16 protein-coding genes are annotated in these 14,975 nt (G+C 62.2%); 8 read left to right on the top strand and 8 right to left on the bottom strand.

Features of this window, described 5'->3' with window-relative positions; genetic code table 11:
* Nucleotides 1-173: 173 nt before the first annotated feature.
* The gene (locus NKJ32_RS13605) at nt 174-791 is read left to right on the top strand and encodes an MOSC domain-containing protein (protein ID WP_352465185.1); all 618 of its coding nucleotides are present in this window, start codon (nt 174-176) and stop codon (nt 789-791) included.
* Between the two features lie 556 nt (nt 792-1,347).
* Here NKJ32_RS13605 and NKJ32_RS13600 read toward each other — a convergent pair.
* Complete coding sequence (locus NKJ32_RS13600) at nt 1,348-1,659, bottom strand: DUF2293 domain-containing protein (protein ID WP_352827796.1); 312 nt, start codon at nt 1,657-1,659, stop codon at nt 1,348-1,350.
* Nucleotides 1,656-2,198, bottom strand: coding sequence for a tRNA (N6-threonylcarbamoyladenosine(37)-N6)-methyltransferase TrmO (gene tsaA / locus NKJ32_RS13595; RefSeq protein WP_352827794.1), 543 nt, complete (start codon nt 2,196-2,198; stop codon nt 1,656-1,658). The genes NKJ32_RS13600 and tsaA overlap by 4 nt, the downstream gene beginning before the upstream one ends.
* Before the next feature lie 143 nt (nt 2,199-2,341).
* Here tsaA and NKJ32_RS13590 point away from each other — a divergent pair, with 143 nt between their 5' ends.
* The 4 genes from NKJ32_RS13590 to NKJ32_RS13575 all read left to right on the top strand — a co-directional run bounded on the left by NKJ32_RS13590 (nt 2,342) and on the right by NKJ32_RS13575 (nt 6,001).
* Complete coding sequence (locus NKJ32_RS13590; protein WP_352570504.1) at nt 2,342-3,364, top strand: ArsR/SmtB family transcription factor; 1,023 nt, start codon at nt 2,342-2,344, stop codon at nt 3,362-3,364.
* Nucleotides 3,364-4,281 carry a methylenetetrahydrofolate reductase [NAD(P)H] gene (metF, locus tag NKJ32_RS13585; RefSeq protein WP_023676795.1) on the top strand — a complete coding sequence of 306 codons (918 nt, stop codon included), beginning with the start codon at nt 3,364-3,366 and terminating at the stop codon, nt 4,279-4,281. The genes NKJ32_RS13590 and metF overlap by 1 nt, the downstream gene beginning before the upstream one ends.
* 592 nt (nt 4,282-4,873) lie before the next feature.
* Nucleotides 4,874-5,311, top strand: coding sequence for an antitoxin Xre/MbcA/ParS toxin-binding domain-containing protein (locus tag NKJ32_RS13580; RefSeq protein ID WP_352638496.1), 438 nt, complete (start codon nt 4,874-4,876; stop codon nt 5,309-5,311).
* Between the two features lie 111 nt (nt 5,312-5,422).
* Nucleotides 5,423-6,001 (top strand): RES family NAD+ phosphorylase, encoded by a 579-nt coding sequence (locus NKJ32_RS13575; RefSeq protein ID WP_352638498.1) that lies wholly within the window; start codon nt 5,423-5,425, stop codon nt 5,999-6,001.
* Between the two features lie 36 nt (nt 6,002-6,037).
* Here the strand turns inward: NKJ32_RS13575 and NKJ32_RS13570 are convergent, their stop codons facing one another.
* A complete protein-coding gene (locus NKJ32_RS13570; protein WP_352638499.1) occupies nt 6,038-6,955 on the bottom strand; it encodes a DMT family transporter in 918 nt (305 codons plus the stop codon).
* Between the two features lie 225 nt (nt 6,956-7,180).
* On the opposite strand from NKJ32_RS13570, the gene NKJ32_RS13565 reads away from it, so the two are divergent.
* On the top strand, nt 7,181-8,401 hold the full coding sequence (locus NKJ32_RS13565) for an alanine racemase (RefSeq protein ID WP_352456188.1): 1,221 nt from the start codon (nt 7,181-7,183) through the stop codon (nt 8,399-8,401).
* 126 nt (nt 8,402-8,527) lie between these two features.
* Here NKJ32_RS13565 and NKJ32_RS13560 read toward each other — a convergent pair whose 3' ends face one another.
* The gene (locus NKJ32_RS13560) at nt 8,528-9,259 is read right to left on the bottom strand and encodes an SDR family oxidoreductase (RefSeq protein WP_352638500.1); all 732 of its coding nucleotides are present in this window, start codon (nt 9,257-9,259) and stop codon (nt 8,528-8,530) included.
* 123 nt (nt 9,260-9,382) lie between these two features.
* Here NKJ32_RS13560 and NKJ32_RS13555 point away from each other — a divergent pair, with 123 nt between their 5' ends.
* Nucleotides 9,383-10,276: a LysR family transcriptional regulator gene (locus NKJ32_RS13555; RefSeq protein WP_352589424.1), complete on the top strand. Its 894-nt coding sequence runs from the start codon at nt 9,383-9,385 to the stop codon at nt 10,274-10,276.
* A 145-nt stretch (nt 10,277-10,421) separates the two neighbouring features.
* On the opposite strand, the gene NKJ32_RS13550 is transcribed toward NKJ32_RS13555, so the two are convergent.
* Both NKJ32_RS13550 and NKJ32_RS13545 read right to left on the bottom strand, forming a co-directional pair.
* Nucleotides 10,422-11,594 carry a lytic murein transglycosylase gene (locus NKJ32_RS13550; RefSeq protein WP_352638501.1) on the bottom strand — a complete coding sequence of 391 codons (1,173 nt, stop codon included), beginning with the start codon at nt 11,592-11,594 and terminating at the stop codon, nt 10,422-10,424.
* A gap of 80 nt (nt 11,595-11,674) precedes the next feature.
* Nucleotides 11,675-12,472, bottom strand: coding sequence for a glycoside hydrolase family 25 protein (locus NKJ32_RS13545; protein ID WP_352638503.1), 798 nt, complete (start codon nt 12,470-12,472; stop codon nt 11,675-11,677).
* 407 nt (nt 12,473-12,879) lie between these two features.
* Between NKJ32_RS13545 and NKJ32_RS13540 the strand changes: the two genes are divergently transcribed.
* A complete protein-coding gene (locus tag NKJ32_RS13540; RefSeq protein WP_352638505.1) occupies nt 12,880-14,259 on the top strand; it encodes a serine hydrolase domain-containing protein in 1,380 nt (459 codons plus the stop codon).
* A 24-nt stretch (nt 14,260-14,283) separates the two neighbouring features.
* On the opposite strand, the gene NKJ32_RS13535 is transcribed toward NKJ32_RS13540, so the two are convergent.
* Together NKJ32_RS13535 and NKJ32_RS13530 are read right to left on the bottom strand one after the other, a co-directional pair.
* Entirely contained in the window at nt 14,284-14,592 is a 309-nt protein-coding gene (locus NKJ32_RS13535) for a HigA family addiction module antitoxin (RefSeq protein ID WP_352453138.1), read from the bottom strand.
* Between the two features lie 12 nt (nt 14,593-14,604).
* Nucleotides 14,605-14,901: a type II toxin-antitoxin system RelE/ParE family toxin gene (locus NKJ32_RS13530; RefSeq protein WP_352456184.1), complete on the bottom strand. Its 297-nt coding sequence runs from the start codon at nt 14,899-14,901 to the stop codon at nt 14,605-14,607.
* Nucleotides 14,902-14,975: the final 74 nt, after the last annotated feature.

Here is a 14,975-nt window from a genome sequence, read left to right as displayed (position 1 = left end):
AAGCCCGAGGGCATGCTTTTGGGCGACATGCATTAGCTCGGCGCGAACGGCACCAGCATCGGAACGCGCCTGGCATAGTCGCATCAGCCGTCTTGATCGGAGCATCAGCGCTTTCGACTGGACCTGATGAGCTGACCGCGGCTAATTGCGCGTATCACGCGAGGCACGAACCCATGCTGGATCTTTTTCCCGAAGCCGAAACTCCGGTCGAGATCGTCCCGTCGCGAAAACTCGCCGCCAGGGTGGCAGCGCTTTACCTCGCACCGTTCGATCGTTTTGAGACACGAGCGGTGGATACGCTGCAACTCGGTTTCGACGGCATTGAAGGCGATTTCCATGCCGGCACGACGCGGCGCTCCGGCGGGCGGGAACCCTGGTATCCGCGCGGCACCGAGATGCGCAACGAGCGGCAATTGTCGATCGTGGCAGCGGACGAACTGGCAATCGTCGCCGAACGGATGGGCATCGCCGAGATCAAGCCGGAATGGATCGGCGCCAATCTCCTGATCGAAGGCCTGCCGCACCTCTCGATGCTGCCGACCGGCACGCAGCTGTTCTTCAAAGGCGGCGCGACCGTCAAGATCGACGCGCAGAACGGGCCTTGCCGGATCGCCGGCCGGTCGGTCGCCGAAAATGCCGGGATGCCCGACCATGAGGCCGGAGCGCTGCTGTTCCCGAAGGCGGCGAAGCGCTTGCGTGGGCTCGTCGCCTGGGTCGAGAAGCCCGGCACGATCGCGGCCGGCGAGGAGATTTCGGTACGCGTGCCGGAGCAGTGGATTTACCGGGCCTAGTTGTTTTCCAGGCAAGGCGGCATTGCCAGTCAAAGCCGCGTTCCTTCGTGCCCCGCTATCCTGCAGGGCAGGGAGGCACTGTCCCTCGACCTCTGAGAACCTGGGTTCCTCGCCCACCGCGAAGCGGGGGAGAGGTGGCCGCTAAGCGGCCGGAGAGGGGCCTTCGTAGAGCGCGGTTCCCCCTCTCCGTCTCGGCTTCGCCGAGCCACCTCTCCCCCACTTTCGTGGGGGCGAGGAACCCAAGCTGGAATGAAGCCGCGATGCCAACCTGAAGCGATTTCCCTAAAACACAGCAAGTTTGTTCTTGCTTTGTGCCGGCAGCTATGCTACTAATTTCGGTATGGTGCCAATTGGCTCCAACGACCCGCCCACCGAGGCGGGTTTTTTTGTTTTGAGATTCCGAAGTTGCCGACGTGAGGCGGGACAGCGCCCTGGACAGCCCCTCTCTGTCCTGCCGGACATCTCCCCCACTTGGGGGGAGATTGGCCGTCACCTCTCGATTTCGCTAATCACAGCGGTGAAGAGCGCAGAACTCGACGCGTGTGCCTGCCATTCTCTACGCCTCATCCTCATCGTCGAGCAGCCGGGTGGCGCGCCAGCGGGTCAGCACGATGTTGGTCTGTTCGATGACGAAGAAGCGCGCGGAATCGCGGTCATAGCCTTCGGCCAGCAGCTTTTCGTAGTCGGTGAGGGCGTGGCGAATATGCGCAATCGTCGCCAGCCATACGGCAATGCTCGGCGGCAAGCTCTTCATGTGCACGGCGCCGGCATCGGCACGGATATTTTCCATGTCGGCATAGGGCGCCAGCGGCAGGAGCGCTGTCAGCGCCTTGGCGATAGCGCGGCGGCGGCCGGTCGGCGCGCTCACTGCTCATCCCATCTGGGGGGCTCGCCCGATCTGGACGACTCGTCCCGCCCGGACATGGTCGCCTCGGCGAAGGCATCGGTCGAGGCGAAATAAGGCTTGATGTCGATGACCGGCGTGCCGTCGAGCACGTCGATGGCATCGAGATCGAGGCGGCCGGTGTCGATGTCGACGGCAACCAGCCTGGCGACATGCAGCCCAATTGGGTTCGGCCGGGCAGGGGAGCGCAGCGAAAAGACGCCTTTTGGCTCCGTGGCATGGCGGGGTTTCTGGACAATCAGTTGCCGCGGCGCATGGTGCAGCCAGGACAGGATGATGACGTGGCTAGCGCGTTCCAGCCCAAGCAGGCCGTCCCGATAGAGCGGATCGATCGTGAGAACCGCCGGCTGTCCCATCTCCCGCGCTGCCTTCATGTTCTTGGGGCAGGTCTCCCGCGTGACCCAAGGCGAAGCGATGCGGCCGATGAAGACGACATGGCCATCCGGCGGCATCGTTGCCGGGTCGGTTTCCAGAAGCTTTTCGCCGCTGCGCGTTTCGAACATGGGTCTCGCCTCGATCATGCTTCCGACTTTGCGCGATCCGCCACGCATGCGTCATTTTCTTGTCCGGAAGCGACATAGCGCTTGCAAGCCCATCAAAATCGACATAAACATATGTTTATATCTTTTTCAAAGAGAATGCTCGCATGCATGTCGCTCTCGACACGATGGTAGATACATTGAAGGCGGCTGCCGAATCCAGCCGGCTGCGCATATTGGCGCTGCTGTCGCGCGGCGATCTGACCGTTTCAGATCTCACCGAAATCCTCGGCCAGTCGCAGCCGCGCGTCTCGCGCCATTTGAAATTGCTGCTGGAGGCAGGGCTGATCGGCCGCTACCAGGAGGGCTCGTGGGCTTTCTTCCGGCTTTCGGATTCCGACACGTCGCGCGATTTTGTGCTCAGGCTGGTCTCCGGCATCCGCGGCGCCGATCCGCAGGTCGAGCGTGATCTCGAACGGCTGGCCGCGGTCAAGCGCAAGCGGCAGGACCGGGCTGCCGAATATTTCTCGGTAAACGCCGCAAGCTGGGACCATATCCGCTCGCTGCATGTGCCGGATCGCGCGGTCGAAGCAGCTCTCATCAAGCTCGTCGGCAAGCGGCCGTTCCAGTCGATGCTCGATCTCGGCACCGGCACCGGACGGCTGCTCGAGATCTTTTCGCCGCTCTATCGGCGCGGTGTCGGCATCGACATGTCGCGCGAGATGCTGACGGTGGCGCGGGCCAATCTCGACAAGGCCGGCGTTTCGAATGCGCAAGTGCGCCAGGGCGACATTTTTGCGCCACCGGTCGAACGCGACGCCTTTGATCTCGTTACCATCCATCAGGTGCTGCATTATCTCGACGATCCCGCCCGCGCCATCCGCGAGGCGGCACGTCTGTTGCGCCCGGCCGGCCGGCTGGTGATCGTCGATTTCGCGCCGCACGCGCTGGAGTTCTTGCGCGAGGAGCACGCGCATATGCGTCTCGGCTTTTCCGACCGGCAGATTGGCGACTGGTTTTCCGAGGCCGGGCTCGACCTTGAGGACAGCCAGGAATTCGAGCCACGCGGCGGCAACGAGGCCAAGCTCACCGTCAAACTCTGGCTCGGCCGCGATCGGCGCATGCTGATTGCCGAGCCTTCCAACGACAGACAACCGGCCAATGCGTATCCGATAGGGGAAACCGCCTGATGAACCAGTTCCGCTTCTCCCGCCGCCCCGACATCGGCGACAAGGTCAGGGTTTCGTTCGAGTTCTTTCCGCCGAAAAACGATGAGATGGAAGCAAGGCTGTGGGACACGGTCACCCGGCTTGAGCCGCTCAAGCCGAAATTCGTCTCGGTCACCTATGGCGCCGGTGGTTCGACCCGCGAGCGGACGGCCCGCACCGTCAAGCGCATCCTCAATGAAACGACGCTGACGCCGGCGGCGCACATGACTTGCGTCGATGCTGCGCGTCACGAGGTCGATGCGGTGATCCGGGAGTTCGCCGATATGGGCGTCAAGCGTTTCGTCGCCCTGCGCGGCGATCCGGCAGAGGGCGTCGGCGCGGCTTACCGGCCGCATCCGGAAGGCTATGCCAATGGCGCCGAACTGGTCGATGCGCTGAAGGGCGCCGGCGATTTCGACATATCGGTCTCGGCCTATCCGGAAAAACATCCGGAGAGTCCTGATTTCGCCACCGACTTCGACATGCTGAAGCGTAAGGCCGACAACGGAGCGACGCGGGCGATCACCCAGTTCTTCTTCGACAACGATCTCTATGAGCGCTATGTCGAGCGGGCACGGCGGGCCGGCATCTACATACCGATCGTGCCGGGCATATTGCCGGTGCACAATTTCACCCAGGTCGCCAACTTTTCGGCGCGGTGCGGCGCCTTGGTGCCGGCATGGCTGGCCGAGCGTTTCGATGGGCTGCAGAACGATCCGCAAACGCATGCGCTGGTGGCATCTGCCGTGGCCGCCGAGCAGGTGCTGGACCTTGTCGAGCGCGGCGTCGGCGATTTCCACTTCTACACGATGAACCGGGCCGATCTGGTCTTCGCCATCTGCCACATGATCGGCATCAGGTCGCACGAAGTCGAGGCGGCGGGATCGGCCGCGGCGTAAGGCGGCAAGCTCCTTTTTGAAATGTCAAAGATCGGGGAAATGCAAAAGGCCGGGCAAAATGCCCGGCCTTTTCAATGGTTTGGAATATTCGGTGCTGGTCTTCCCCCGCTCAGCGGCCTTATGGAAGGACGCCCATAATGAGGGCGCCGATGAATGCAAACGCAGCACAAATCATCAATGCGTTGATCGGCCTCGTCAGTCCCATGTCATAGCCTCCTCTTAAAGAGCTATGGCGAGAGTCTAGGGTCATTTGTGCCACAGGCAAGCAGAAACTTTGCTGCAATGCGACGAGATTGTGGAATTTGCGACCTGCCGTTTGCCGTTAGGCATTGAAAATCTTTGTCAAAAGCCGGCTCGGGACCTGTGAATAATTTGTGGCAAAGCCGGGGCAGTAACGAGAATGGCAGCGCTACCGCGGCAGAAATCGGAAATCGATTTTCGGACCGACTGAAGATTCGAAGCGTCGGAGCGTCCTTTGCATATCCAACCGGGTGCTGCACTGCGATGGGCAGCAGCGCGTTGCGAGGATAGCCCAGGACTTGAATATGCTGCCAATTGGCAGTATGTTGCCTGCCAAGTGATGGAGGTCGGAATGAGTGTCGCTTATGCGGTTCGCGATCCTGCAAATCAGGCTTTGCCGGCAAATCTGGCGGATGCCTCGGCACGGGCGCGGATCACGCCAGCTGCTGTTGCCGGCATCGTCAGGCTCGCAGACATCTGGCATCTGACCAGCACCGAGACCTGTACCTTGATTGGCGACGTGTCGGAGAGAACCTGGTTCCGCATGAAGAAAGGCGAGTGGGAGGGCGTTCTCTCCCAGGATTCGCTGACACGCATCAGCGCCCTGATCGGCATCTTCAAGGGACTGCGGCTTCTGTTTTCCGAAGGGCTTGCCGATGAATGGGTGCGGTTGCCGAACAAAGGGCCTCTTTATGGTGGCCGGCGCCCCCTGGACGTGATGATCGAGGGCGGCATTCCGAGGCTGCTGCAGGTTCGCCAACATATCGACGCTTTGCGCGGTGGACTTTGAATGCAGATCCCATCACGCGCGGACATTTCCCAGCGCGACACGATCCGGCTGATTTCGACAGGCAGGCTCAAGGAACCGGTCCTGATGCCGTTGGCCAGGAATCATGGAGATTTGGAGGACCTTGCGGAGCTCGAAGGAGCCACCAGCGGCCGCCTTCAGGCGCAGCAAGGGGGATTGCCCGACCTCGATCCGCGCGAACTGGTTTTCGGGAGACCGGGCTACACCTTCATCAATGCGGCGTTCGCTTACACCCGTCCGGGCGGCAATCGTTTCAACGATGATGCCAGGGGCGTCTGGTATTGTGGGTTCGATGCGGAAACCGCGCTCGGCGAGGTCTCGTTTCATCTGACGCGCGAGCTTGCCGCGATCGAACGGTTCGAAAACGTCACCGACTACGCGGAGCTCGTTGCCGACTTCATAGGCTCGTTTCACGATCTGCGCGGTGCTGAGTTCAGCAAGGACCCGGTGCTCGATCCGGATACCGCCTTAGCCTATCCTGCCGGTCAGGCGCTGGCGAAGCAACTCCGCAAGCAAGACGCCGCGAGCGGTCTTGTGTATCCTTCCGTGAGACATGTCGGCGGGACCTGCCTTGCCGCCTTCCTTCCCGATCTCGTTCAGAATCTCCGGCAAGGCGGTATCTGGCGTCTGGAATGGCAGGGTTCATCTGTTCCCGCGATCACGCCCAAATAGCGCACGATCGGGAGCGACAACTTCGCTGCGCCATCTCTAACGCCGCCCGAACAGGCGACCGTCGATGGTGACGAGGCCGAGGGCGATCAGCGCCATGCCGCCGAGTTCGAACAGTTCGAGCCGCTCGCCCAGGAACAGGAAGCCGAGCAGGATGGCACTGGCCGGCACGATGAGCGTGACCAGCGAGGCGTTGGTGGCGCCGGTCGAGGCGACGAGATTGAAATAGAGGATGTAGGCGAAGGCCGTCGACAGCAGCGCCAGTGCCAGCACCGCCGCCCAGACCGGCGGCGAGGCCGAAAACAGATTGGCGGCATCATAGGTGAACAGAACGACCGGGATCATGATGATGGTCGAGCAGGTCAATTGTCCGGCGGCAATGACCGGTGACGGCACGCCCTTGAGGCGGCGGGCAATCATCAGTGCAGCCGCATAGGATAGCGACGCTCCGATGAGCGCGAATTTCGCCCAGACCGGACCGCCGAGCCCGGCGACGAGGCCGGGGCCGATCATCACCGCCGTTCCCGCGATACCAAGGGCGATGCCGGCAAGCTTGTTCCACGACAGCTTTTCGTCGCTGGTCAGGGCGTTGGCGAGGATCAGCGTCCAGAACGGCGTCGTCGAATTGAGCACCGAGGCGACACCGGCGCCAAGCTCGGTCTGGCCGGCAAAGATCAGCGAGAAAGGAATGACATTGTTGGCGAGCGCCAGCAGGAAGAACAGGCCGGCATGCGGCAAGGCGAGGCGAAACGACGGGCCGCGGACCGCAAGATAGAGCTGCAACGCGATCGCAGCGATGGTGACGCGAAACAGCACCAGCACCAGCGGCGGAAGTTCCGCCACCGCAATGCGGGCAAAGAAGAACGAACCGCCCCAGACGGCGCCGAGCAGCAGAAGCTGCGCCCAGTCCTTGAGCACCATCGGACCGCGCATCGTGGTGGTGGCAGCTATCGCCATTGGTCGTCCTCCCAGACGAGATGCCTTGCTCTTCAGGCGTCTGTTCACGCCATACCCGATCCGGCCGCAAGGGCCACCCGAAACCTGAGCGATGGCCTAGCTCGCTCATAACCGGCCTGCAGCACCGGCGTAGCGCCGCGAAGCCAGGGCGGCGAGACATAGAATTGTTTTCATTAGCCGCTAGCTTGGATTAATTGTGCGCAGCCTCAGTCAAGGGATTCGTCCATGCAGCGATTCGAAAATGCCCGCGAGGCAGCGCTGGCGCTTCGCCCGGACGATCCGATCTATTGCTTCCGCCCGCAGGTGCTGAAGGCGGACGCCAAACAGTTCATGGGCATGTTTCCCGGCAAGACCGCCTATGCGGTCAAGACCAATGGCGAGCGGATCGTGCTCAACGCCCTGGTCGAGGCCGGCGTCGGTGCCTTCGATGTGGCCTCGCCCGGCGAATTCGCCGCCGTGCGCGCCGTCTCGCCGGACGCCGAGATGCTCTACATGCACCCGGTGAAGGCGCAGTCGGACATCAGGCTGGCGCTGGAAAAATACGCCATCCGCGTCATTTCGCTCGACCATGAGGACGAGGTCACCAAGCTGACCAGGGTGGTGCGGGCGCTCGACATCGATCCGGGCGCCATCACCGTGTTCGTGCGCATCCAGACGAAAGGCTCGGCGGCCTACGAACTGTCGAAGAAGTTCGGCGCCGGACCGGCCAATGCGGTCGAACTGGCCGAACGGCTGAACCGGACGGGCTACAAGGTCGGGCTGTGCTTTCACGTCGGCAGCCAGATCGAGGATCCCGACACCTATGAGCGGGCGCTGGCCTCCGCCGACTGGGTGCGCAACCGCGTCGGTTTCGACATTGCCGGGCTCGATGTCGGCGGCGGCTTTCCCGCCGAATACGGTCATGATCCGAACAGCCGCAAGCCGGAAATGCCGTCGCTCGGCCAGATCATGTCGCGGCTGTCGGGCGACCTCCAGGAGTATCAGTTCGACCAGATGCCGCTGGTGGCCGAGCCGGGCCGGGTGATCGTGGCGCGCTGCCTGTCGCTGATCGTGCGCGTGCTGCTGCGCAAGGGCAAAAGGCTCTACATCAATGACGGCATCTGGGCGTCGCTGTCGGATTCATGGACCGGCAAGATCACGCTGCCGGCACGCTTCATCCCCGATCCGGCGATCCGCTCGCGCAATGGCGAGGACAAGACCATCGTGCCGTTCAAGGTCTGTGGCGCGACTTGCGATTCCGTCGATATATTGTCGCGGCCGTTCTGGCTGCCCGAAACCGTCGATACCGGCGATTGGATCGAGATCGGCCATATCGGCGCCTATTCGCTGTCGCTCCGAACACGGTTCAACGGCTTCTATCCCGACACTTTCGTCGAGGTGGCGACGCCATTCGACGAAGGCGATGCGCCGCAGGGGTTTGCCAGCCTGGAGACGATGGCGGATTAGTGAATGGTGAATAAGTAAAATAGTGAATAGTGAATAGTGAATAGTGAATAGAAGTAGTTCTTGCGTTCCGTCCGCTTCGGTGAATTGTCACCATTCACCATTCACCATTCACCATTCACCATTCAGTCAGGCTACTCCGCCGCCGGCCTGGATATTCTCGCCGGTCAGCCAGCGAGCTTCGTCGGAAGCCAGGAAAACCGCGACATCGGCGACGTCGTGCGGTGCTCCGATCCGGCCGAAGGGCGACATGCCGGCGGCCACGGCGCGGTCCCGTTCGGGGAGCAGGTCGGTGTCGGTGAAGCCTGGTGAAAGCGCATTCACGGTAACGGAGCGCGGGCCGAGTTCGCGCGAGAGGACGCGGACGAACTGCTCGACGGCGCCCTTGCTGCCGAGATAAAGCGCCGTCTGCGTGAAGAACATCCTGGTTCCGCCGGTGGAGACGGCAATGATGCGGCCACCGTCGCGAACGCGGCGCGCCGCTTCCTGAAGCGTGAAGAAGGTGCCCTTGGCATTGGCGCCGAAGACATGATCGAAATCCGCTTCGGTGGCCTCGACGAGCGGCTTTATGACGGCGACGCCGACATTGGCGACGACGATGTCAATCGGCCCCATCTGCCTTTCGGTTTCGTCGAACAACTTGCGAATGTCGGGAATGCTGGAGACATCCGCCTGGATGGCAACGGCTTTTCCGCCATTCCCTTCAATAGAGGCAACCACTTCCCTGGCGGCCTTCTCGTTGCCGACATAGTTGACGACCACGGCAGCACCCTTGGCCGCGAGCCCCTCGGCGATGGCGCGTCCGATGCCGCGCGAGCTGCCGGTCACAAGTGCGGTTTTGCCTTCGAGTGGACGATGCATGGCTGTTCCTTCCGTCTGATTACGGCCGCCTCGATCGAGCGGCGTTCCAGGGAAAGCTATGGGCATGGTATTGCTCAGAGAATAGCCTATTATCTTACTGACTTGTTAAGCCTGGGGTACATAATGCGCGGAACCGAGTTTTCCGAACTCACGGCATTTGCAGCAATCATCGAAGAGGGCAGCTTCGTCCGCGCCGCGGCCAAGCTCAGGATTTCGCCTCCAGCACTCAGCCAGACGATACGCGGGCTGGAAGAGCGTCTCGGTGTCCGCCTGCTCAACCGCACCACGCGCAGCATGTCGCCGACGGCTGAGGGCGAGAAGCTGTTTGCCCGCATCGCACCGGCGTTCAGCGAACTGGAAGGGGCCGTCGCCGACGCGCATGCATCACGCGGCCGGCCGGCAGGCTCGCTGCGCATCAATGTTCCGCGCATTGCCGCCACGCGTTTCATCGCGCCGATCCTCGGCGATTTCCGCCGCGCCTATCCCGATATCGCCCTCACAATCATTGTCGACGACATGCTCACCGACATCGTCGAGGGCCGCTTCGATGCCGGAATCAGATTGGGTGAGCGGCTGCACAAGGACATGGTGGCGGTGAAACTCAGCGAGGAACTCGAGATGGCCGCAGTGGCGGCGCCGAGCTATCTGGAGCATCACCCGATACCGCGTCACCCCGCGGACCTGCATCACCACCAGTGCATCAATTTCCAGTGGCCCAGCGGCGGCAACATCTACCGGTGGGAGTTCGCCCGAGGCCAACGTGCTTTGGAAGTGGCCGTCAGCGGCGGCCTGACGATCAACGATACGGAACTGATGATCGGGGCGGTTCTGGATGGGGTCGGCGTGGCGTACATGCTGGAATATCAGGTCCGGCCATGGATCGAAGCGGGAAAGCTCATCCGCTTTCTCGACGCCTGGTCGCCGAGATTTCCGGGTTTTTATCTATATCACGCGAGTTCCCGCCAGGTTCCGGCGCCGTTGCGAGCGTTCATCGATTTCCTGCTTGCCAGGCGGTGATGTGAATAGTGAATAGTGAATAGTGAATAGTGAATAGTGAATAGTAGTAACCTCTGGTGCTCAGTGCGGCTCCGGTGCTATTCCTTTTCACCATTCACCATTCACCATTCACCATTCACCATTCACCATTCACCATTCACCACCCTCACAGCCTGTCGAGCAGCTCCGGCGTCGGCCAGCCGTCGACCGGCAGGCCCAGCCGCTTCTGCTCCTTGCGGATCGCTTCGCGGGTGTTGGTGCCCAATATGCCGTCGACGGTGCCGACGTCATAGCCTTTCGCCTCGAGCTTGGTCTGCAGCACCTTCATCTGGTCGCCGTTGAGGCCGGGTTCGGGGTTGCGCGGATCGAATCGCGGCGCGCCCCCCAGCCGGGCGGCAAGATTTGCCGCGGTCAGGGCATAGGTGAAGGACTGGTTCCACTCGAGATAGACGTCGAAATTGTCGTAGGTCAGGAAGGCTGGCCCCTTGCGACCCATGGGCAGCGCCAGGCCGGCCTTCAGGCCGTTGTCGAGAAGCGGCGTACCGTCGGGCCTGGTAACGCCCCACTGCGCCCACTGCGTCAACGGCAGCTTGTTGGTGCGCCCCGTCTGCTCCCACGGCAAATCGTCGGGCACACGGACTTCCTCGATCCAGGGCTGGTCGCGCTTCCAGTCGCGCGACTGGATCTTGCTGGCCGTGCTCATGATCACATCAGGCGCGCTGCCGCGCAGGTCGACCAAGCCATCGCCGTCGCCGTCGACGCCGTGGCCGAGATAGTCGGAAGGCAACATCTGCGTCTGGCCGATCTCGCCGGCCCAGGCACCGGTCACGTCGGCCGGCACCACGCCGCGATCGATCAACATCAGCAGCGGGACGATCTGCGGCCGGAACAGCTGCGGGCGGCGGCAGTCATGCGAGAGGCTCACCAGCGCGTTCAGCGTATGAAAATCGCCCTGCACGGCGCCAAAATCGGTTTCCAGGGCCCAGAAAGCGGCGATGACCGGCGCCTGCACGCCGTATTCGCGATCGGCGCGGACAAAGACCTCGGCATATTTTTGCAGATTGGCCGCACCTTGCTTCAGCCGATGGGACGAGATCATGCGGTTCGAGAATTCGATGAAGGTCTGGGTGAAGACCCCCTGGGCACGGTCGCGTGCCAGCGCCTTTTCATCGAGGGTGGCGTTTTCCAGCGCAGAAAGGCCGGCAGCGCCGACGCCGGCCGCCCTGGCCTCCGCCGCCACGCCCTGCTTCCATGCCTCGAAATCGCCGCCGCATTGCTGTGCCGCGGCCGGCACGGCGCTCAGGAGCAGCGCCGCGAGAAGTCCAAAGCGCGATCGCATCGCCATCCTTCCGAGAAGATTACCAGCGGTTGCGGGCATCCGTCATTGGCTGTGTCGAAAAGCAGGCGGCAGGCCTGGTGTCAACGGGTGTTCTGCCGCAACCACTTCTTCCACGCGGCTTCGGAGCCGTTGAAGACGCTGATGTCGGCGTTTCCGGCCATGCCCGGCACGACACCCGTTCCGGTATACTGCCAGAAGGTGAAGGGATGGCTGCCGTATTTCTGGTGCGGGTGCCCGGCGACGGAGCGCAGCCAGTAGGGGTAGCCGCGGAAGCCCGATAAACCATTATCTTCGAAGAAGTCGACCGACGTGTAGATGATCGGCTTCTTGCCGTAGTGTTTTTCGACGATTTCGAGGAATGTGCTCATCTCGCTGCGTACCGTGGCGGCATCTGGCCGCAGCTTGCAGGTCGGCGATTTCGGGTTCCATTCCATGTCGAGAACCGGCGGCATCGCCGAACCGTCTTTGGGCACGTTCTGGATGAACCAGCGCGCCTGGGTAGCGGCCGGCGTGCAAAAGTAGAAAAAATGATAGGCGGCACGGGGGATGCCCGAGGCCCTGGTGCGGCTCCAATGCTCGTTGAAAGCTTCATCGAAACGGTCTCCGCCTTCGGTTGCCTTGATAAAGGCGAAGGAGATGCCGCTGGCCCTGGCCGCCGGCCAGTTGATCGATGTCTGGTATTTGGAGACGTCGGTACCGTGGACGGCATAGCTCCACGGTGCGCCGCTATCCCATTCATGCGGGTCGGAATCGGCAAAACGCGGCGCGCGTACCGCAACCGTCGGGGCGCTGGACGACGACAGCGATGGCGTCAGATCCTCGACCGTCGAGCAGGCGCCAAGCAGCATCAGCGTGATGAGGACCGCGAAACGGCGCATCGCTACTTCCCGAGCCGGTTTCAGCCGGCCGCTGATGGGTCTTTCCGCGGGTGCCCCCTCGACCGGGCGCAGCGTGTCTGAAACCGACTTACGCGACGCGCCTGGATCTTCGTTTCATGCATTCCCAAACCGTTATGCAGTTTTGGGACGCATGCATTCAAGCCCCGCCGGACGGTCACCCCACAGGATCGCCCGGTCTGTCCTAAGCGCGTCGCTTCGACGCGCTTAGCTCTTTTGTCTATGCATGTCGTTGTCCCAAAACCGCTGCGCACTTCTGGGCGACATTCACCTGTGATCGCCGATCATGGTTGATATTCGGTTGACGGCGCTCGACAAGAGCCGCGATTTTGCCGAAACAATGGCGGCAAATCGATGACATAGATCGAGCGCGCCCGGGGGAACTCAAAATGCAGATCCTTTTGAAGTTCGTCAAATGGCTGCTCGGCTTGGCTGTGCTGGCCGCCGCTGTACTCGCCGGCTGGCTGTATTTTGCGCCGCCGGAACTGATCCGCGTCGGTTCCGGCTATGCGGCCAAGATCGTCTGTTCGAACGTCTTCATCGCCGGGCGAGACGCCGACGATGTGCTTGCCGTCGATGTGCAGGCGCCGGGTCATCCGCTGCTGAAGCTGATGAGAGTGTCGGTCGACAAGGAGAAGGGAACGGTTTCGGCCGGCCTGTTCGGTGTGCTCGGCAAAAGTGTCGCGGTTGCGCGCGACGGGCTCGGCTGCGCCTCGGTTCCCGACGGCGATATTGCCGCCGCCAAGGCTATCGCGGGAGCCGCGCCAGCGGCGGCGCCGCTGCCCGATCTGATCTGGCCGGAGGGCGACAAGGCCGATGCCTCGCAGGATCCCGAGGTCGCGAAAGTCCTCGACGATCCAGCGTCGACCGGCGCCGGCATGCGGGCGGTCGTGGTGGTCAAGAACGGCCGCATCGTCGCAGAGCGCTATGGCGACGGCTTTTCCGAAAAGACGCCGCTACTGGGCTGGTCGATGACCAAGACGGTGAATGCGGCGATCGTCGGCACGCTGGTGAAGGACGGCAAGCTGGCGATGACCAACCAGCGGCTGTTCGGACCCTGGCAAGCAGATGGCCGTGCCGTGATCAGCCTCGCCGACATGATGGCGATGTCGAGCGGGCTGGAATTCAACGAGGATTACGGCGACGTCGCCGATGTGACGCGCATGCTCTACCTCGAACCGGACATGGCCGGCTTTGCCGGATCCAAGCCGCTGACCGGCGAGATCGGCAAGGTGTTTTCCTATTCGAGCGGCACGGCGGTGATGCTGTCCAGGCTGTGGCAGGACGCAATCGGCGACAAGGACAAGGCACTGGCGTGGCCGAGGACCGCGCTGTTCGATCCGCTCGGCATGCAGAGCGCTGTGCTTGAGGCCGACGAGCACGGCACCTTCGTCGGCTCGTCCTATCTCTATGCCACGGCATGCGACTGGGCGCGCTTCGGCCAGTTCCTGCTGCAGGGCGGCGTCTGGAACGGCCAGGAGATCCTGCCCGCCGGCTTCGTCGACTGGATGCGGGAACCGGCAACTGCTTCGAAAGTCTACGGCAAGGGGCAATTATGGATAGAAGGACCGGGCGACGAAGAAAACCCCGGCGCCGGCACTGCCGCCGGCCTGCCCAAGGACACCTATTGGATGGAGGGGCATGATGGGCAAACGGTTGCCATCATCCCCTCGGAGCAGCTGGTTGTGGTGCGGCTCGGGCTGACGCCGGCCAGGCTCGGCTATCGGCCGCAGGCGATGGTGGCGGCGCTGATCAAGGCGCTGCACTGAGGAATGCGGCGGTCGCAGTCTTGTCTATGCGGCTGTCGCCAAAGGCTTGGCGCGATCAACACGCGCCCGCTCGTCGGGTGAGTTCATAACCGTCCAAAGATCATTACGGCGCTGGACGTTCAACCAGAAATCCGGGCTGTTGCCAAACACCCGCGCCAGAATGAGCGCGGTAGCCGCCGTCACGTTGCGGCGGCCGTTGCACAATTCGTTCACATGCTTGCGCTGGACGCTCATAGCTTCGGCCAAAGCCGCCTGTGTCAGGCCGAGTGGTTGCATGAATTCTTCCGTAAGAATTTCGCCAACCGTTGCCGGCTTGCGTGCGGTCATCAACATGTCTCACCTCACTTATATATAACTGTGGTCGTCGAGATAGATGTCCGACGCCTCGCCCCGGCCCCCGTCCCAGCGGAAGACCAGCCGCCATTGTTTGTTGACACGGATCGAATGGAAACCTTCGAGATTGCCGCGCAACTTCTCGAAATGGTTGCTGGGCGGCACACGCAAATCCTGATCGATCGCCGCGTCGTCAATCATCTGGAGCTTGCGGAACAAGCGGCTTTCGAGATCGGACGGAATATTGCGGGAGTGGGTGTCGTCCACGAAGAAAGCCCGCAGCCATCCATCTCTAAATCCGATGATCATCCCATGCTTCCGGCGAGGAGATAATGTACCACTCCTTGGGTCACATGGCAATGTGTGATTTAGCCAAATTAACT

Origin of the sequence: Mesorhizobium sp. M0159 (assembly GCF_040322295.1) — a bacterium.
In the GTDB taxonomy this organism is placed as follows: Bacteria; Pseudomonadota; Alphaproteobacteria; order Rhizobiales; family Rhizobiaceae; genus Mesorhizobium.
This window is presented reverse-complemented; position numbering and strand designations above follow the sequence as displayed.